This is a genomic window from Paenibacillus sp. FSL R10-2771, from assembly GCF_038000205.1.
Lineage (GTDB): Bacteria > Bacillota > Bacilli > Paenibacillales > Paenibacillaceae > Paenibacillus_AQ > Paenibacillus_AQ phytohabitans.
Map to the genome: position 1 here is coordinate 7,341,182 of NZ_JBBOBM010000001.1, position 18,564 is coordinate 7,359,745.

Here is an 18,564-nt window from a genome sequence, read left to right on the forward strand (position 1 = left end):
GCTGCCGCCTCAGCCAGCAAGCCCATGATGCAAAGCGCCGCCCCTGTTACCGGGGGCGGCGCTTTGCATCATGCTATGGTTACATCCGGTCCGGTGCGGTAACGCCAACCAGACGCAGGACGTTGGCAATCGTCGTCCGCGCCGCGCCCAGCAGGGCAAGACGGGCTACAGTCTGAGCGGCGTCCTCGGTGATTACGCGCTCTGCCTTGTAGTAGCTGTGGAACAGCGAAGCCAGATCATACACGTAACGGACCAGGCGGTGCGGTGCATAACCTTCGGCAGCAATCGTAATTTCCGCCGGCAGCTCACCGATTTTGCGGAGCAGGTCGTATTCATGAACAGCGGTCAGCTTGCTGTAGTCAATGTCGCCAGTATCCGGCAGCACAATGCCCTGCTCTTCCGCCTGGCGGAAAATGCTGCAAATGCGCGCATGTGCATACTGGACATAAAATACGGGGTTCTCATTAGATGTCGAAATCGCCAGATCCATGTCAAAGTCCAGATGAGAATCCATACTGCGCATCGTGAAGAAGTAACGGATGGCGTCAAGGCCAACTTCTTCCATCAGGTCTTCCATCGTAACGGCCTTGCCGGTACGCTTGGACATTTTGACCTTCTCGCCATTCTGGAACAGGCTGACCATTTGGGCAATCAGCACGACCAGCTTCTCGGGATCATTGCCCAGCGCCGACATGGCGGCCTTCATCCGCGGAATGTAGCCGTGGTGGTCAGCTCCCCAGATGTTAATCATTTTGTCGTAGCCGCGGCCGTATTTGTCGCTATGGTAGGCAATATCCGGTGTGAGGTACGTGTATGTACCGTCATTCTTGATCAGCACGCGGTCTTTGTCGTCGCCGTATTTGGTGGTCTGCAGCCAGGTGGCGCCTTCTTCTTCATATACTTCACCGCGTTCCCGGAGCTCGTCAAGCGAACGCAGCACTTCACCGTTCTCGTACAGGGAGGTTTCGCTGAACCAAATATCGAAGTTGACCCGGAAACGGCTGAGGTCGCGTTTGATTTTGTCCAGTTCCTTGGCAAGACCATAGGTGCGGAAGAACGCAGCGCGGTCGCCCGGGGTCATTGCAAGCAGGGAGTCACCCTTCTCAGCGACAAGCTCTTTGGCGAAGCCTTTGATATCTTCCCCGTGATAGCCGTCCTCCGGCATCTCAGCCGGCTGGCCCAGCTCCTGCAGGTAACGGGTCTCGATCGATTTGCACAGATTGGCGACCTGGTTACCGGCGTCGTTAATATAGTACTCGCGCGTTACCTTGTAACCGGCGTAATCCAGCACGTTGCAGAGCGCATCCCCGACAGCTGCTCCGCGGGCATGGCCCAAGTGCAGGCTGCCTGTAGGATTCGCGCTGACGAATTCCACTTCCACCTTCTGCCCTTTACCGATCTCTACGCGGCCATAATCGTCACCCTGCTCGGCAACGAGGGCAATAACAGGATACAGATAGCTTTTGGATAACGTGAAGTTGATAAACCCCGGACCGGCAATTTCCGCCTTCTCAATAGAAGCGCTGCCGGTATCCAGGTGCTCGATAATGGCCTCAGCGATTTGCCGCGGATTGCGTTTGGCAATTTTGGTAAGCTGCATAGCGGCATTCGTAGCCATATCTCCATGCGCCTTGTCTTTGGGTACTTCCAGCACGATAGCCGGAAGCTCTTCCCGGGACACCAGGCCGGCAGCTACGATAGCCTCGGCAATAGCCTCTTTCACCCGTTCATTGGCTAGCTGAAGCGGATTTAAACTTTGTGTCATGATTGTGGTTCCTCCTGTATATTCAAACTTATAGCGAACTGTCCTGATAACTCATCATAAACGTACAAGTCGTACTCCCATGTAACCGCAAGCTTCCTTCCGGCGCGTATGATGTTGAGCTTCCGGGTATCAGTGATGAGATTAAACTGTGTATAAGGCGAGCGGTAGAACCCCGGCAGACGCTGGCCCGGCTCAAAGGATTGCTCCGACTGGACACCGCCATGGCGGATTAGCTTGATTCCACTGTCCGAAATCTTCAGGGTGTTGCGCACAGAAACTTCACCGCCCTGAGGTCCTGGCTGCGTTTCTTCATAGCGGATATACAGGAATTGCCCTTTCATAATGGCTTCCCCTGCGCTTTGCACCACACTCCGCTCACCGCCCTGCACGCTTTCCAGCGTTACGCTAACGGCATATTTGCCTTGCTGTCCTTCAGTCATTGCACGTTCCTCACTTATTCATACTAATATTCATTAAGGTCATATTCGCTTTCCCATTGTACACTATATCCTGATCCGGAAGAGTAGTTCAATGGCTATTTCTCCGGCAAAAATAATTACAGCGGCAGCAGCGCCAAGTGCTCTCTGCTTCTAAGCTGCTCCACCATGGAGGTCCACGACTCCGGCTTATCTTCCAGCACTGCGTAATAACGGGTCAGAAAATCAGCAACGAGCGGCGCCCCGATCTCCTCCAGCTCTTCATTTCCGGGCATAAAGCATAGATCCAGACCGGATACCGCCTCCCCGTCACCCTGCCAGGAAGGATGGACATACGGAAAATCGATCCGCTTATACCCCAGATGCGACAGCACTTCGCGGCGCACAAACGGGTCCATCGGCTTAATCCCCCCGAAGTCATGCTCTACCCTGTAAGGATCATAAATCTCGGCGAACATTCCGAACAGCTCCCTGCCATTGTCAGCCGCCAGCTTCTGCAGATCCTTCAGCCGGTGCTGTGCCAGAAAGCGGCCTACGCCCAGCCCCTCCCGGCCAATTATAGTGAAATCGGTCATCGCCACATTCCAGTCCGCATAGTAACGGTATTCCGTGGTGCCGGCAACTGTACCTTCATGCACTGCGGTGAACACACGAATGCCGGGATCCTCCAAGGGTTCCTTCCATAAGCTGTATTCCAGCACTTCCTCGGGTGGAAATACTTCGGACAGCAGCGGATGTACTTGTCTGAACAAAGGATCGGCTACATTTGTAATCCTTCTATATTCCATAGTAAGGGCTCTCCTCCAATACCGATTGTAGTTACTATTATAGAAACTTTTAGAGAAACTTATAGAAAAGGATTCCGCCATTCCATAAGCGCTGCGTAATTTCCCGATTCCTCATCTTCCAGATAATCCGCTACAACGCCGACCGGTACACGCCCGCAGCGCAGCAGAAAAGTAATGACCGGATCAGACCAGCTACCGGCCACTACTCCGGCCAGATACGCTTCCGCCGGCATCCGGGCGGCCATTAGATGATAGCCCGGCATCCGCCCGGCTCCCAGCAACCGTTCCAGCTTCTGCTCCACTACAGCATGATACAACGCCTGTACCAGCTCCTTGCCCAGTCCAAGCTTGCGGTATTTGGGGCGGACACACAGATCGGCAATATACAGCGTATTCCCATTTTGCTGATGTGTAGTGAGATACCCGTCATCCGTAACTTCCGACCAGGTATGATGAAGGGCCGGTGTCTCCGGATCATAATGGATTTTGAGTCCCGTTACCGAGCCGGCCAGTTCTCCGTCCACCTCTGCACACAGTGCCCCTTCCGGGAAAAGCGTTACATGATTCAGCAGCTGTTCCCGGTTCCACCACAGCTCTGCAGGATAGGGCGGCGGAAAGGCTTCAGACTGAATCGTGACCAGTTCCGCGAAATCGGCCTCCGTATAGCTGCGGATTACCGCAGGCACCGGGGTTTTACCTTCAAAAGCGTAGAAGCTCTTGTAATACATTCCCTTTCTTCCCCCTTAGGTCCAGTCCGTGTACAGATCTGTCCGGCGGTCGCGCCACGTAGTTACAGATCCGTGCTCACGGACGCGGTACAGCAGCTCCAGATCCAGATCGGCAGTGATGATCATATCCCCGCCTATTTCCCCCTCGGCCAGCAGGCCCTGCGGAGGGAAGGGAATATCATTAGGCGTAATGACTGCCGCTTGCCCAAAATTGGCGCGCATCAGATCCACGGTAGGCAGCGAGCCCACAGTGCCTGTCAGTACAACGTATACCTGATTCTCAATGGCACGGGCATGGCTCGTATACCTCACCCGGTGGAAGCCATGGCGGTCATCTGTACAGGAAGGGCAGAAGATCACATCCGCACCCTTGGCCCTGGCCATGCGTACAATCTCCGGAAATTCGATATCATAGCAGGTTAGCATGGCAATGGTCCCTTTGTCTGTCTGGAATACCTCCAGTCCTTCACCCGCGCCCATATTCCAGCCCTCAACTTCAGCCGGTGTGATATGAAGCTTGGCCTGCTCGGCAATTCTTCCGTCCGGGTAAAACAGGTGAGCTACATTATAGAGCTTATCGTTCCGGCGCAGTACATGGGTGCCCCCGATAATATGTACAGCATATTTCCTGGCATAGCCGGAGAACATCTCCCGGTAACGTTCTGTGAACTGCGGCAGATCCTCTATACCGAGCGCTTCTCCCTGTTCATTGCCTATGGACATCAGCTGTGTCGTCAGAAATTCGGGAAACAGGATGAATTCAGCTCCGTACTCCCCGGCAGTCCTTATATAGTGCTCGCACCGGGCGGCAAACTCCGCGAAGGAGGAAATGGTATGCAGATGATATTGTACAGCGGATACGCGAATAGCCATGGCGGCAATCCTCCTATACGTGATATGGCGTGCATTCATAAAGTAACTAAAATTTTACCATAACAGATCACAAAATCACACAGGATGGAGATGCTGCGTGCCGCCGCATGAATATCTCCTCTATTCCTTCCCCATAATGGAGAATACCAGCAGAGACGCCTCCGCCCACTTATTAAGTGGTAACCCGGCCGTTTCTGCATGAAATAGAAGGAGCCTGATGTTATGCCGCGCGATTCTACTGCACCCAAAGTCCCGAAACGCCGCCTCCGCCGGCTCTTCCGGCTGATGCTCTTCTCTGTCCTGCTGTTCCTGGTGGGCGCCGGAGTCCTGCTTGGGTTCCTATATCAGAAACCGCTACCTCCTCTAGGAGATGATATCCGCTCCAGACTGCTTGACTCCAGGGGCAATGTACTGACTACCTTCACTACTGACGGACGCAGCCGTGATCCTGTGGAACTTAAACAAATCTCTCCGCTGCTCATCAAGGCCACTCTGGCTGTAGAGGACCGTAAGTTCTATAGTCATGCCGGCTTTGACCTCAAAGGAATGGGCAGAGCGGTGCTCGCCAACCTGCAGGCAGGAGGGCGTACGCAAGGGGCCAGTACACTAACCCAGCAGCTTGCGCGTAATTTGTACCTGACCCATGAGAAAACTTGGACCCGCAAGAGCAAGGAGGCTCTCTACACCCTCCAGCTGGAGATGAAATACAGTAAAGACGAGATTCTGAACATGTATCTAAATGAAATCTATTATGGTCACGGCGCCTATGGTATTGAAGCCGCTGCCCAAATGTACTTCGGCAAACCAGCCGCTGACCTGGATCTGGCGGAGAGCGCACTGCTGGCCGGAGTTCCCAAAGGCCCCACCTATTACTCGCCCTACACGCACCTGGATAGTGCTGTTAAGCGGCAGGGTATCATTCTGGCAGCCATGGTCGATGTAGGGGATATCACGGAATCGCAGGCGGAGGCCGCCGCCAGGGAGAAGCTGACCTTCAAGCCGCAGGGGCAGAAGGATACCACTGTAGCCGCTCCTTATTTCCGCGATTACGTGCGCAGCCTCGTTATAGACAGTCTTCATATCAGCAGTGACGAACTGGATCAGGGCGGGCTGAATGTCTACACGACACTTGATCCGGATATGCAGCGGGCTGCGGAAGAGGCCGTGGATCAGGGAATGGACCATAGTAGCGAGCTGGAAACTGCCCTGGTGTCCATTGACCCCCGTACCGGCTATGTGAAGGCCATGGTTGGAGGGACCAATTACCGTTCGAGCGCGTATAATCATGCCCTGGCTACCACACGCCAGCCCGGTTCTTCTTTTAAACCGATTATGTATTTATCCGCGCTGTCTTCCAAGGAGATGACAGGGTTGTCTGTCTTCAACAGCCAGCCGACACTGTTCCACTATGACAACAACCGCAAAACCTATCAGCCCCGCAACTTCGGCGATAAGTATCTCGGTGAGATCAACATGAAGCAGGCGATTGCCGCTTCCGACAATATTTATGCCGTAAATACAATTATGAAGATTGGCGCGGACAAGGTGGCCGCTATGGCTGCTGCTATGGGAATCAACAGTCCGCTGCAAAGTGTCCCGTCTCTGGCGCTCGGCACTTCCCCTGTCAGTCCGCTGGAGATGGCTTCCGCCTTCGCAGTTATCGGCAATGGCGGAGTTAAGCAGCCTGTTACCGCAATTCTGAAAATTACAGATGCGGGCGGACACCTTCTATATGAAGCTCCGCAGCCTCAAGGGCAGTCTGTGGTAGAACCGGCCGCCGCTTATGTGCTGACCCGGCTGATGGAAGGCGTATTTGAGAGCGGAGGAACGGGTAACCGCGTAGCCTCGATGATCAAACGCCCGGTCGCCGGCAAAACAGGCACTACCGACACAGACGGCTGGATGGTGGGCTTCACTCCTGAGCTCTCTACTGCGGTCTGGGTAGGTTACGACAAGGGCCGGGATATTGCCACCGCTGATGGAAGACGTGCAGCGCCTATCTTTGCGCAGTTTACGGAAAAAGCGCTGGAGAATGTACCGCCGAAGATTTTCCCGATTCCCGATGGCGTGGTCAGCGTATATATCAATCCACAGTCCGGCAAGCTGGCTACAGCAGCCTGTCCGGAGAAGGAGCTTACGACCTTCATCAGCGGCACTGAGCCTACTGAGTACTGCGACCAGCATGCCGCCTCCGGCACCGATGCTCCCCCGGATGGGAGCAACCCTGAGATTGCCGAGCCTGTCAAGGAGGACCATTCGCTATGGAATGACATCAAACGCTGGTGGATGAACTGATCCGGCATTGCTGCCGCCGGAGACTTGCGTTACGATGGGATGAGCCCGGCAAGGCGCTCTCTTAAGCGTTAGTCCGCCGCAGGAAGGTGTCAACCATTCATGAAGCTGAATTCTTCAGGCGAACCGGACCATTGCGCCCCGCAGCGGCTGCTTCCGCCTGAACTCTATGCGCTTGCGGCAGTAGAGGCAGCTCCGCGCCTCCTGGGCCAGCATCTCGTCCGGCGCACCGAAGACGGTGATATCCGCTGCCGTATTGTTGAGACTGAAGGCTACGGCGGCGCTGAAGACAAAGGGAGTCATGCCTACGGAGGGCGGCGGACAACCCGTACAGAAGTAATGTTCAGTGCCGGAGGCGCTACGTATGTATACCTGATCTACGGGATGCACTATTGCTTCAATGTGGTTACCGCTACTGAAGACGAACCGCATGCGGTCCTGATCCGTGCAGTGGAGCCGCTTACCGCCAGGGACGCGGAGCTTATGGCTGCATACCGGGGAATTGCTGTCCGGAAGCCTTCGGATCTGTCCGGCGGCCCGGGCAAGCTGTGCCGGGCACTGAGGATAGACAAAAGCCTCAACATGGCCAGGCTTGATCTCCGCGGGGGGCCAATATGGCTGGAGCAAGGTGAAGCCCCGGAATCTCTGGATATTGTCCAGGCTCCGCGCATCAATATTCCCTATGCAGAAGAATACGCGCTGAAGCCTTGGCGTTTCTATCTCCGGGGCAATCCCTATGTCTCGGTCAGCAGCACGGATGCGCAGCCGGTTATCCTCACCTGAAGATAGTTTCATTCCGCTGTTTCGGCTGTGCTAATTTGGGTAAAAAATAGAGAACCCTAATAAACCTCTCCCTTGGGATTACCCGAAGGGAGAGGTTTTATATTTTTTCGGCCCCGTAACCTCTCCTGCGCCGAAAAACGGGCTATTTCCCGTATAAGCGACAAGAAACAACATAATTTGTATGCGCTTTCCCAGTTCTCTAAACTTACAATTACTGCTATAATCAGAGATATCCACAAAAAATATAAAGATGTAAATGAGGGACATGGGATGAAAGATACAGGCATGATCCGGAGTTTAGACAGTCTTGGTAGAATTGTGGTTCCCGTAGAAATCCGCATGACACGAAATATTGACATTGGGGATCCCATCGAGTTTTTTATTCTGAATGAGGAAATTATCGTCCTCAGAAAGTACACCTCCACAGAATGCACATTTTGCAGAAGCCTTGATCATGTAACCTACTATAAAGATCAATTCATTTGCAATACCTGCCTCAAAGAGCTGAGCGACCCCAGGCGCGGATCTGAAGAGATCACAATCTCTCCAGGCCCTGCAGAGGAGAACGCCGAACCTGTCCGCAGTGGACGGAGAACGAAGACGGAGGAAATGAGCCAGCGTCTGGAGAAAGCGATGGAGGACCACCCCTATGCCAACCAGAAGGAGCTTGCCGAGGTGCTCGGAATCAGCCAGGCCAGAGTAAGCCAGTTGAAGCGCAAGCTAAATACTGCCGGCAGAGTGACTCCGTAGTAGCGCATATCCCATCATCTTATACATAAGGCTTGGCCCTCTGCTAACAGAGAGCCAAGCCTTGTTTTTTGATATGCATGTTCGTTCAGCTTACTACTCCGACAATGCCGCTTTCAGCTCGTCAGGCGAAGCGGCCCACCACTCTTCATTATGGGCGATCAGCAATGATTTCAGCGCATTCCGCTCCGTAGACCCAAGTCCCTCCACAATAATCTTCCGTTTCAGGGCTGCATCCAGCTTATTGACATGATCGGCAAGAATCTTCCAGCCCCGGCGGGCTTCGGAATCAATCCACATCTCACAGGCGGTAATTCCGCCGTAGAACTGGCCCTCCGGTGTACGGTCCACAGCAACCCAGACCACCCAGACCTGTCTTCCTTCCGGTACATCCTCACGGTTCACGGAGAACTTAATCCCCTTCTCCACTTTGCTCTTGGCATGCATGGCACCGATATCGATAACGGCGATACCTTGATCAATAATAACAGGCGATACATTACCCAGATCAATGGAGCCTGCCCCGAAGCCTTTATGCTTACTCTTGGCATTCACAATATTCAAGGCAATCTGCTTTTTGCCCTCTGGTTGTACGTTATCCACAAGTGCACATCCTTTCCATTCACTAATTATTTAATTTTAGCTAATAATGCGCCGATTGCAAACATATACATCCCGTAGATGCTTGTCACGGGAGGAATCACAGTATGAAGCCACATTCATTAAGGTATACCCTCATCTTCGCAGCTCTGGCTGTTCTCACCTTGCTTGGAGGCGGAATATGGTTTCTTTCAGGGCACAGCCCTGCCGTATGGACTGCCTCTGCCCCAAAAGAGGCCAAGTCCCCCGCCGTCCTGCCGCAGCAGCAAATTGTGCAGTCCACTCTTCCGGAGATTACTCCGCCTCCGGTGTCGGAGGTTTTAAGCCAGCGTGTGGTGGAATACCACATGGATGTTCAGCTGCTGGCCGATACGGGAACCTTAGCAGCTTCCGAAACGGTGACCTGGATCCATCCGGGCAAAAAACCGGTCCAAGAGCTCTATTTTCACCTTTACCCCAATGCATTCGCTTCCGGCAATACAACCTTTATGAAGGAATCCGGAGGAACGCTCCGGGGCGACTCCATGCCTGCGGGCGGATACGGCAGCCTGACGCTGACGGATCTGCGGACCTCCGAGGGGATTTCGCTAATGCAGCGCACCCAGTATGTGCAGCCTGACGACGGCAATGTGAATGACAAGACCCTGCTTAAGGTCCACCTGCCCCAGCCGGTAAACGGTGGTGAGAGCGTAACACTCAAACTCCAGTTTGAGGTCAAGCTTCCGAAAATATTTGCCCGTATGGGAACCGCCGGCAACTTCGTCATGGCCGGCCAGTGGTTTCCCAAGCTCAGCGTCTACGAGCCCGCTGGCACAAGGGGAGTACAGGAGGAAGGCTGGAATCTGCATCAGTACCATGGCACATCTGAGTTCTACAGTGACTTCGGTATTTACAATGTAACCATCTCCGTCCCGTCCGATTACAAGGTTGCCGCCACCGGATTTCCGGTGAAGAACGCGCGGCTGGTACAGGACCGCAAAATCTATCAGTTCTACGCAGATGATGTTCATGACTTCGCCTGGGCGGCATCGCCGGATTTTGTGGTTGCCGAGAAGGCCTTCTCCGCGCCGCAGGTGCCCGGAGTAAAGATCAAGCTCTATCTGGACCCGCTGCATAAGGATCTTCAGGAGCGCTACTTCCAGGCCGCAGAGGCTGCCCTGACCGCCTTCAGCAAATGGTATGGCCCGTATCCTTACTCCACCTTATCCATTGTAGTCCCGCCTGAATCTGGCAATGGGGCCGGGGGGATGGAATATCCGACGCTGATCACTGCCTTCGGTGCTGCCGAGGCATCGCCCGGCACTTCGCTTGAACGGACCGTGATCCATGAGATCGGTCACCAGTATTTCTATGGCATGGTCGCCAGCAATGAATTCGAGGAGGCGTGGCTGGACGAGAGCTTCACCTCATATGCCGAAGACCGGCTGATGGAGCAGGAATATGGCGTTGCCTCAAGCCTCCCGCTGCAGTCCAGTCTGGTCTCCTCCTCGCAGCCGCTCAATCTGGAGACGTGGAAATACACCGGAGATGATGCCTACACACGCAATGTCTATATCCGGGGCAAGCTGGTGCTCCGTGACATCGAACGGTTAGCAGGAGCCAAGAACATGGATGCCATTCTCGCTGCTTATGCCCGTAAATACCGCTTCAAGCATCCCTCAACCGCTGACTTCCAGAAGATTGTGGAGAAAGTGACCAAGCAATCCTGGCAGACTTATTTTGACCAGTATGTCTACAGCGGCGGAGCCCCTGATTTTGCAGTAGACGACATCAGGCTCACGGCTAAACGGGACGGCGGCAACGGAGCGGGGATTCAATATGATGCTGTAGTTGAGGTAAGTAACAAGGGCAGCCATTATGGGGATGTCCCTGTAAAATTCATTTTCTCGGACGGGTACTCGGTTCAGCAATACTGGAACGGCGAAGGGAAGACAACATCGTTTGAATTATCGTATAAAGCACCTCTGGTCTCCGCCGAGATTGATCCGGGACATTCCATACTGCTGGAGAGCAAGCATCTCAATAATTTCAGAATGGCGGAGCTTGAGCACAATACTCTTTCCCGCTGGACGCTCAGTGCGACGACACTGCTTGAAACCCTGCTCGGAACTCTTGTCTGGTGAGGTGAAGGATTGTGAAAATTTCGATAACCCGCGGTTGGCACAGCATGAAAGAGCAATTTTATATCCTGATTCTGCTATTTATCTACCGGCTGTTCTGGGGCTACTTCATGTACAAATTCATTAAAAGCGCCGTCGTTCCGGTACTGCTGCGCTATCCAGATGCGAATGCCGGCGGCAGTAGCATAGGCAGGCTGCTGTATTATATTGAGGGGCAGGCTGCGTTGCACACGGACCCGGACGTCCGGCAATGGCTATGGCTGCTCTTGGCACTGACTGTGTTGCGGCTGCTGCTCTCCCCCTTTATCCGGGCGGGTCTGCTGCACGAGCTTCACCAGGAACGTGCCGGGGAGCGCGGACTGTTCTTTTTTCCCGGGATGAAGCGTTATGGTCTGCCTGTACTGCTGTTCAGTCTCGTTGAATGGGCGCTGGCCCTTCTGCCGCTCTATTGGCTGTTGCCGAAGATGTACCGTCTGCTTCTGAACGGCATTCTCGATTATCCGCTGCTGCTGACGCTCGTGCCTTATGTGCTGGGCTGGCTCGTCTACCTCTTCCTTATCCGCAAGCTGCTGCTGTATATGCAGTTCGGTTATACCGCCGGCACGGGCATGTTCACTTCGCTGCTGATCTGTCTGAAGGTGCTTCTTCACTCCATCGGGATATCCGTCATTATAGGCGCAGGAAGTCTGCTGACGCTGATCCTCTGCAGCGCTGCAGCGCTCTTCTGCCCCGGCCTCCCGGCCCTGCTCCTGCGCCAGGCAGCTCCACTGCCGTCCACCCTATTCAAAATGTGGGGCATAGCCGCGCAGTATCATCTCTGGTCCAGTAAATCATTCCCACAATAATCGGCCGCCAAAACGGCATACTAAAAGAGTCATCGCCCCTCTGGTGAGGTGCATGACTCTTTTTTGTTTACAGCTGCGACAAGTTGATTTGCAAAACTGTAAATCCTCTGGTACAATGATGCCTGTACTACTAGTAACAAATTTGTAATCTTTCAAATGGAATTAAGCAGCTATGTAACCGAAGCCTTTAACCTTATGTCGATATGTCACTATTCTGGTGCACAAAACGCCGAATTCCCTGCACCGGGGAGTGGGGGAACCATATTTTGGGTGAATTGATCTCGCTTTAGAGGGGTCATAGGGGAACCTTCTACCGAATCCTTAAGCTAACCTCGCAGGCCTTGGAAGGAGTACATCTTTTGAGAAGTCAGAACTTTAAGAAGAAATGCACCGCAGCAGCGCTGGGTCTTGTGATGGTATTCACACTTGGGGCAGGCAGCGCTTTCGCAGATTCCAAAATGGATACTGTGATCTCAAAAACCATTGGAACGTCATATAAAACCGGGGGCACCAGCACCAGCGGCTTTGATTGTTCTGGATTCACCAAATACGTATTCAAGAGTATCGGCCTTACCCTGCCGCGCACCTCTAAGGCACAGTACAGCGTTGGAACAGCCGTATCCAAGAGTAATTTGCGTTCCGGTGATTTGGTATTCTTCAATACCCTGGGCAACGGAGTTTCCCATGTCGGTATTTATGTCGGCAATGGCAAATTCGCACAATCCTCCACTTCGCGTGGTGTAACCATCAGTTCGCTGAGTCAGGCATACTGGGCCAACCGCTACGTTGGCGCTAAAAGAGTGATGAGCACAACAGCCTACCAAGCTGTCGCTTACGATTGAACCCTTGAACATTTCCTCGAATATTCGTACCTCTAACAACTAAATGTAACTTATACGAGCCCGGTTTTGATTATTGCCGTAATCATTTCCGGGTTTTTCCTTTTCCTTATTCTACCTTTTACACTCATCTGCAGGCCCTGAAACACCTTTTTATCCCAAATCCAAAGAAAAATTCATCAATAGCTCACCTGCTGCGTAAATATGAGTCTTTCTATGCAGCTATAACTCTAAAAAACGCAAAAAAAATGCATTAATATGTTATAAGTGATTGCCAAGCGCCCTAGTCTTTGCTACAATTATCGCAGTGAGCTTTTAGTAACATTTTTGTAATTATTGAATCGCTTTTAACAAAGGTTTTGTCATGTATTGAATAACAGCTAATCCTAATCAACAGTCGTGCCGAGTTCCCTAAAGATTTAGGGAAACGGGGGAACCAACTTTGGGTGAATTGACCTCCTATTCTAAGAGGGGTCATAGGGGACCTTCAACCGAACCCTTAAGCTAACCTCGTAGGCATTTGGAAGGGGTATTTACTTTTGAAGAAGAAGCTAGCAGCCGCAGTACTAAGCTTTTCCATCATCTTCACCATTGGAGCAGGAAGCGCTTTCGCGGATTCCAAAATGGATAAAGTTATCGACAAAGCCATCGGGACCAAATACGTATCCGGCGGTGTATCCACGAACGGTTTTGATTGCTCCGGATTTACAATGTATGTTTTTGATAAGATCGGAATTAACCTGCCCCACCAATCCGGCTCCCAATATGAGATGGGCACTGCTGTATCCCGCGATGAAATGAGACCGGGCGATCTTGTATTCTTCAATACAAGCGGCAAAGGCATTTCTCATGTCGGTATTTATGTTGGTGACGGTGAGTTCGCACATGCTTCTTCCTCGCGTGGTGTAACCATCAGTTCGCTGAGTGACAGCTACTACGTCAACCGCTACGTTGGCGCCAAACGGATTATGAGTACAGATGCTTACAAGACTGTGGCTGCGGATTCCGAAGAGAATGACGATGTGCAATAATTTGTCCTAAATATAAGCGCTTTTCCAGGATTTTTGCCGAAATCTTGGAGGAGGGCTTATTTTTTTGTCTATAAAATTACTTACCCCGCTCTATATTTGTAAAACACCAATTTCGCTCTTTCATAAAATATTTATTGGCGTTTGTCAAGTTCCGGTCTTTCTGCAAGGTTTTTGCGTCGAATCCGGCTCGTTTTGTATATAATATTTATAGAATGAAGTAATGTTCCATTGAAAGGAGGCCTCCGCTTATGATAAGTTCCCCGGTAACTTTTTATGTTGTTCCTATGGAGTCGCGGCATGCTGCTGAGATCTGTGAGTGGAACTACAGGCCCCCGTATAATATTTACGGCTGGATGCCCTGGGAGCAGATGCAGGCGCTCGGTGTTGAATTCGGTGATCCGCAGCTGCGCAGCGAGCAATACGTTTCCGTTGTGAATGGACAGGGAATCCTGTGCGGCTTCGCCCAGCTGTTCCCTATGGAGGGTGTAGTCCGGCTTGGAATCGGCATGCGGCCCGATCTGTGCGGTCATGGCATGGGACATCTGTTCATGAAGGCCATCGTTCAGGCGGCTTTGCAGCGTTATCCGGAACGGGAGATCGATTTGGAGGTACTGACCTGGAATCAGCGGGCCATCCGTGCTTACCAGAAATGCGGATTTACCATAACGGATACTTATGAACGCAGAACCCCAACTGGCGATAAGCCATTTTATTGTATGGTCTATGAGAAATAGCATTCCACTTCTGTATGTTTGCAATTTTCCCAGGAGTTTCGTTCATTTTTTTGACACAAATACTATGATAACGCTTCACCATCCGGTATAATGAAGGAAGCAGCTTACATGGAGGGACGGATGCAGATGCAGAAATGGATCATGAGCGGTTTGTTTTTTGCCGCCTGTGCCTTTGCCGTGGTCTTAATGTTTACCCTGCCCGGCAAAGCCGAGGTGGCTGAAGAGAACAAACCTACAATGCCTGAGGTTGTGCTGGACGCAACCAGCGCGGAGGCCCTGGTGAAAGCCAACTGCATCACCTGCCACGGGGATCAGCTTCAGGGCGGTGTAGGACCGAACCTGCAGCAGGAGGGCGCACAGCATGACGCGGCGCAGATTTACAGCATTGTGACCAAAGGCCGCGGGCAGATGCCTTCCTTCAAAGACAAACTAGCCCCTGAGGAAATTGCGAATGTCGCGTTATGGCTGGCCGAGAAGAAATAATAACATGCCCAAAGCAAAATGCCCGCTGCAAAGGATACCCTGGTATCCCTGCACGGGCATTTTTATGGATCAGGCGGTACTGTCATTTCCATAAGGATCCTGTCCTCTAACGGTTTTTCTCAAAAGCCTCGTTAATTTCATTAGCCTGGCGTATATCCAGCTTCTCCACATCTGCAGGCAGACGCAGGATAACGGTCTTGTAGTCAATGGTGATATGCGGGTGATGGTCGAACGCTTCCGAAATCGCAGCAACCTCATCCACAAAAGCAATTCCCTTCATATATTCATTGAACATATATTTGCGCACCATAATATCCTCTTCCAGTTTCCAGCCTTCCAGCTTGCCGATCTGCTCCCGCAGTTCTTCCTCTGTAAATGGCAATTTGTTTCCTCCCTTGCTTAATTAGCTATATCACAGCAGTCCTGTCTTTCAAATAAAACATCCCTCAGCTTCTTAAAGTCCAAGGGATGTGCCGGGCCAAAGATTTTTTTCGATTTAATGTATTCTTAAATCCCGGCGAATAGTACTTCTCATCCCAATTTTAACATGGGCTGATGCCTGGGACAAATTCCGGCTCCGCAGCTGCTTCCGGTCTACACCAGAACGACCGATGCCAAATCCTCGTCGCCGAGCAGAATATTGATGCGGTGCGTTTCTTTATCGTACATTACAACCCCGCTTCCGACCTGAATCACCGGCTCATTGCCCAGTGCGTAGAACAGATCCTCCGCAAGCGCCTCCCAGACCTCCAGCTTCGACTCCTCCGGCAGGTTCTCCCACTCCTCAGGCTCCATTTCGAAAAAAATATACCCGTCGGAAATCCGTCCGACTGCGCCTGTCAGTTCAACCAGAATTTCACTGTAATCTCTGCCATGCTTAACTCCCACGTCAATCACTCCGTTTTCTTCGCTGATGAATAATAACTTACCTTATCCATTATAGCCGAAAAAATCACTTCACAAAAAAGGGAATGCTGTCGATAAATAAGAATATACGTGATTTGGTTACGTGCAGAGTGTCCTCCCGCGGTTCAAGGATGATAAACGCGGTATAGTCGGATCACTTCTTAATTCTCATGGACGAGGTGCATAAATGGAAATTTCAACAATACTAGGACTGGTTTTTGGTCTGATCGCAGTAGTCTGGGGGATGGTACTCAAGCATGCTCCGCTTGAAAGCTTAAACAATCCCGCCGCCTATGTAATTATCTTTCTTGGTACGGCCGCCTCAATCTTCATGGCCTTTCCCATGTCGGAAGTCAAGAATTTCCCTAAGCTGCTGAAGATCCTATTTGTGAAGAAAAAGATGGTCGGCAAGCCCGAACTGATTACAATGTTCATGGAATGGGCATCCATCACCCGCCGTGAAGGACTGCTTGCATTGGAATCCAATGTCGATGAAATCGAAGATAATTTCCTTAGAAACGGTATGCGGATGATTATCGACGGCAATGACCAGGAATTTGTCCGCGATGTATTAATGGAAGATATTCACGCTACAGAAGATAGACATAAAGCCGGCGCCTTAATCTTCTCCCAGGCCGGGATGTACGCACCTACACTGGGGGTACTCGGGGCTGTTATCGGGCTGATTGCCGCCTTGGGGGATATGAGCAATATGGATGTCCTGGCCCACGCGATTGCCGGAGCCTTCATCGCTACTCTGCTGGGGATATTCACCGGTTATGTAATGTGGCACCCTATGGCCAACAAGTTAAAACGAATTTCCAAACGCGAGATTGAAGTCCGCCTGATGATGGTAGAAGGTCTGTTGTCTATCCAGTCGGGGGTCTCCACCATTGCTATCAATCAGAAGCTTTCCGTCTTCCTTACTCCGTCCGAACGGGCCAAGCTGAGTGAGAAGGAGGGCGCCTCGAATGAGCAAAAAGACTAGGCATGAGGAGCACGAAGAGCATGCCGATGAATCCTGGCTGCTGCCCTATTCCGATCTGATGACCCTGCTGGTTGCTCTATTCCTGGTTATGTATGCCATGAGTGCTACGGACGCCCAGAAGTTTGAGCAAATGGCCCAGGCGTTCAATTCAGCGCTCAGCGGCGGTGGCGGCGTACTGGAATTCCGCTCGGATTCACCTACGAGTACTCAACTTGACCAAGGCAATAAGGATAAAATGAATAGTGTTATAGATAAAAATACAGGAACCGCCGAGATCTCCAAACTTCGTGCCAAAGAACAGGAGGATCTGGAGAAGCTTAAGGAGCAATTCGATCAGTACATCAAGAATAACGGAATGACTGATCTGCTCAGTACGAAGCTGAATCAGTCCCAGTTAATGATTACGATCAGCGACAACGCCTTATTTGCTTCGGGACAGGCTATGGTCAAGGATGACTCCCGCCAGCTGGCCAAGTCAATCTCGACGATGCTGCAGCAGTTTCCCGATTATGATATATTAGTGCAGGGACATACGGATAATATTCCTATCTCCAATAGCAGCTACTCCTCCAACTGGGATCTTAGTGTGGCCCGTGCCCTTCAATTCATGAAAATCCTGCTGCTTAACCCCAATCTGGACCCGGTCAAGTTCAGTCCGATCGGATACGGGGAATATCATCCCATCGCTGAGAATACGACTGCCGCCGGACGCGCCAAGAACCGTCGTGTAGAAGTCTCCGTTCTCCGCAAATACAAAGATGCAACAACAGAAACTACTGATGTTGCCGCTCCCGGTAAATAATGCGAATATATTATAGCTTATTAAGTAATAAGAGCTGTTCCCGGGCCATTATTCGGCCTTCAGGAACAGCTCTTTGTTTGATTGCTTATTATTTAAAGCTTATTGCAGCTCATAGTTCAGCATAGCTCCAAGCTCCTGCTTCTCCTGCGGTGACAGATCACGCCATTCCCCGGTCTGCAGGGCGCCCAGCCGGATATTCATTACCCGGATGCGCTGCAGACGCCGCACTTCATAGCCAAACGCGCTGCACATGCGGCGGATCTGCCGGTTCTTGCCCTCGGTAAGAATAATCCGGAATACCCGCTCGCTGATCCGTGTTACCTCACAAGGGAGCGTTCTGCTGCCCAGAATCTTCACCCCGGTGGCCATGCCCGTAAGGAAAGATTGCGTGACTGGCCTGTCCACGGTAACTACATACTCCTTCTCATGTCTGCCTTCAGCACGCAATATTTTGTTCACAATGTCCCCGTCATTCGTCAGCAGAATTAATCCCTCAGAATCCTTGTCGAGCCGTCCGATAGGGAAAATACGTTCTTCATGTCCGATGAAATCAACTATATTCCCCTGAATATGGCCTTCTGTAGTAGATGTGATGCCTACCGGCTTATTAAGTGCGATGTAAACGATCCTGCTGCCTGTTTCCAGGCGTTTGCCGTCGATCAGCACCGTATCTCCAGCTTCTGCCTGACTGCCCAGCAGAGCGGTCTCACCGTTGATGGTGACTCTTCCCCCTTCCACCAGCTTGTCTGCTTCACGGCGCGAACAGTACCCTGTCTCACTGATGAACTTATTAATTCTCATGT

20 protein-coding genes and 2 riboswitches are annotated in these 18,564 nt (G+C 51.8%); of the genes, 11 read left to right on the forward strand and 9 right to left on the reverse strand.

Annotation, left to right across the window (positions count from 1 at the left end; genetic code table 11):
* Positions 1–79: 79 nt before the first annotated feature.
* The 5 genes from argS to NSU14_RS31780 all read right to left on the reverse strand — a co-directional run bounded on the left by argS (position 80) and on the right by NSU14_RS31780 (position 4,591).
* Entirely contained in the window at positions 80–1,765 is a 1,686-nt protein-coding gene (gene argS / locus NSU14_RS31760) for an arginine--tRNA ligase (RefSeq protein WP_076248762.1), read from the reverse strand.
* Positions 1,762–2,205, reverse strand: coding sequence for a DUF1934 domain-containing protein (locus NSU14_RS31765; protein WP_042132726.1), 444 nt, complete (start codon positions 2,203–2,205; stop codon positions 1,762–1,764). The genes argS and NSU14_RS31765 overlap by 4 nt, the downstream gene beginning before the upstream one ends.
* A gap of 116 nt (positions 2,206–2,321) precedes the next feature.
* Positions 2,322–2,990, reverse strand: a complete 669-nt coding sequence (locus tag NSU14_RS31770) for a GNAT family N-acetyltransferase (RefSeq protein ID WP_340948457.1) — start codon at positions 2,988–2,990, stop codon at positions 2,322–2,324.
* Positions 2,991–3,049: 59 nt separating this feature from the next.
* Positions 3,050–3,718, reverse strand: a complete 669-nt coding sequence (locus tag NSU14_RS31775; RefSeq protein ID WP_340948458.1) for a GNAT family N-acetyltransferase — start codon at positions 3,716–3,718, stop codon at positions 3,050–3,052.
* 15 nt (positions 3,719–3,733) lie between these two features.
* Positions 3,734–4,591, reverse strand: a complete 858-nt coding sequence (locus tag NSU14_RS31780; RefSeq protein WP_042132723.1) for a carbon-nitrogen hydrolase family protein — start codon at positions 4,589–4,591, stop codon at positions 3,734–3,736.
* A gap of 222 nt (positions 4,592–4,813) precedes the next feature.
* Between NSU14_RS31780 and NSU14_RS31785 the strand changes: the two genes are divergently transcribed.
* From NSU14_RS31785 to NSU14_RS31795, 3 genes are all read left to right on the forward strand, one after another.
* On the forward strand, positions 4,814–6,886 hold the full coding sequence (locus NSU14_RS31785) for a transglycosylase domain-containing protein (protein ID WP_340948459.1): 2,073 nt from the start codon (positions 4,814–4,816) through the stop codon (positions 6,884–6,886).
* Between the two features lie 99 nt (positions 6,887–6,985).
* A complete protein-coding gene (locus NSU14_RS31790; protein WP_340948460.1) occupies positions 6,986–7,666 on the forward strand; it encodes a DNA-3-methyladenine glycosylase in 681 nt (226 codons plus the stop codon).
* Positions 7,667–7,936: 270 nt separating this feature from the next.
* Positions 7,937–8,416, forward strand: a complete 480-nt coding sequence (locus tag NSU14_RS31795) for an AbrB/MazE/SpoVT family DNA-binding domain-containing protein (protein WP_340948461.1) — start codon at positions 7,937–7,939, stop codon at positions 8,414–8,416.
* A 93-nt stretch (positions 8,417–8,509) separates the two neighbouring features.
* Here NSU14_RS31795 and NSU14_RS31800 read toward each other — a convergent pair whose 3' ends face one another.
* On the reverse strand, positions 8,510–9,016 hold the full coding sequence (locus tag NSU14_RS31800; RefSeq protein WP_042132720.1) for a YwhD family protein: 507 nt from the start codon (positions 9,014–9,016) through the stop codon (positions 8,510–8,512).
* A 104-nt stretch (positions 9,017–9,120) separates the two neighbouring features.
* On the opposite strand from NSU14_RS31800, the gene NSU14_RS31805 reads away from it, so the two are divergent.
* From NSU14_RS31805 to NSU14_RS31830, 6 genes are all read left to right on the forward strand, one after another.
* Complete coding sequence (locus tag NSU14_RS31805; protein WP_042132719.1) at positions 9,121–11,136, forward strand: M1 family metallopeptidase; 2,016 nt, start codon at positions 9,121–9,123, stop codon at positions 11,134–11,136.
* Positions 11,137–11,180: 44 nt separating this feature from the next.
* A complete protein-coding gene (locus tag NSU14_RS31810) occupies positions 11,181–11,978 on the forward strand; it encodes a hypothetical protein (protein ID WP_144026229.1) in 798 nt (265 codons plus the stop codon).
* 217 nt (positions 11,979–12,195) lie between these two features.
* Positions 12,196–12,334: riboswitch (cyclic di-AMP (ydaO/yuaA leader) on the forward strand.
* Between the two features lie 57 nt (positions 12,335–12,391).
* The gene (locus NSU14_RS31815) at positions 12,392–12,820 is read left to right on the forward strand and encodes a C40 family peptidase (protein ID WP_042140612.1); all 429 of its coding nucleotides are present in this window, start codon (positions 12,392–12,394) and stop codon (positions 12,818–12,820) included.
* Between the two features lie 387 nt (positions 12,821–13,207).
* Positions 13,208–13,351: riboswitch (cyclic di-AMP (ydaO/yuaA leader) on the forward strand.
* Positions 13,352–13,356: 5 nt separating this feature from the next.
* Positions 13,357–13,848 carry a C40 family peptidase gene (locus NSU14_RS31820; RefSeq protein ID WP_042132718.1) on the forward strand — a complete coding sequence of 164 codons (492 nt, stop codon included), beginning with the start codon at positions 13,357–13,359 and terminating at the stop codon, positions 13,846–13,848.
* 248 nt (positions 13,849–14,096) lie between these two features.
* Positions 14,097–14,582, forward strand: coding sequence for a GNAT family N-acetyltransferase (locus tag NSU14_RS31825; protein ID WP_042132717.1), 486 nt, complete (start codon positions 14,097–14,099; stop codon positions 14,580–14,582).
* 126 nt (positions 14,583–14,708) lie between these two features.
* Entirely contained in the window at positions 14,709–15,065 is a 357-nt protein-coding gene (locus NSU14_RS31830) for a c-type cytochrome (RefSeq protein WP_039303895.1), read from the forward strand.
* Between the two features lie 106 nt (positions 15,066–15,171).
* Here NSU14_RS31830 and NSU14_RS31835 read toward each other — a convergent pair whose 3' ends face one another.
* Both NSU14_RS31835 and NSU14_RS31840 read right to left on the reverse strand, forming a co-directional pair.
* Entirely contained in the window at positions 15,172–15,447 is a 276-nt protein-coding gene (locus NSU14_RS31835) for a 4a-hydroxytetrahydrobiopterin dehydratase (RefSeq protein WP_042132716.1), read from the reverse strand.
* Between the two features lie 212 nt (positions 15,448–15,659).
* The gene (locus tag NSU14_RS31840; RefSeq protein ID WP_336101544.1) at positions 15,660–15,953 is read right to left on the reverse strand and encodes a hypothetical protein; all 294 of its coding nucleotides are present in this window, start codon (positions 15,951–15,953) and stop codon (positions 15,660–15,662) included.
* A 205-nt stretch (positions 15,954–16,158) separates the two neighbouring features.
* Between NSU14_RS31840 and motA the strand changes: the two genes are divergently transcribed.
* Together motA and motB are read left to right on the forward strand one after the other, a co-directional pair.
* Complete coding sequence (motA, locus tag NSU14_RS31845; protein WP_039303855.1) at positions 16,159–16,959, forward strand: flagellar motor stator protein MotA; 801 nt, start codon at positions 16,159–16,161, stop codon at positions 16,957–16,959.
* A complete protein-coding gene (gene motB / locus NSU14_RS31850; RefSeq protein ID WP_042132714.1) occupies positions 16,943–17,761 on the forward strand; it encodes a flagellar motor protein MotB in 819 nt (272 codons plus the stop codon). Before motA ends, motB begins: the two co-directional genes overlap by 17 nt.
* A gap of 99 nt (positions 17,762–17,860) precedes the next feature.
* On the opposite strand, the gene rluF is transcribed toward motB, so the two are convergent.
* Positions 17,861–18,562 (reverse strand): 23S rRNA pseudouridine(2604) synthase RluF, encoded by a 702-nt coding sequence (gene rluF, locus NSU14_RS31855; protein ID WP_042132713.1) that lies wholly within the window; start codon positions 18,560–18,562, stop codon positions 17,861–17,863.
* Between the last annotated feature and the right edge of the window lie 2 nt (positions 18,563–18,564).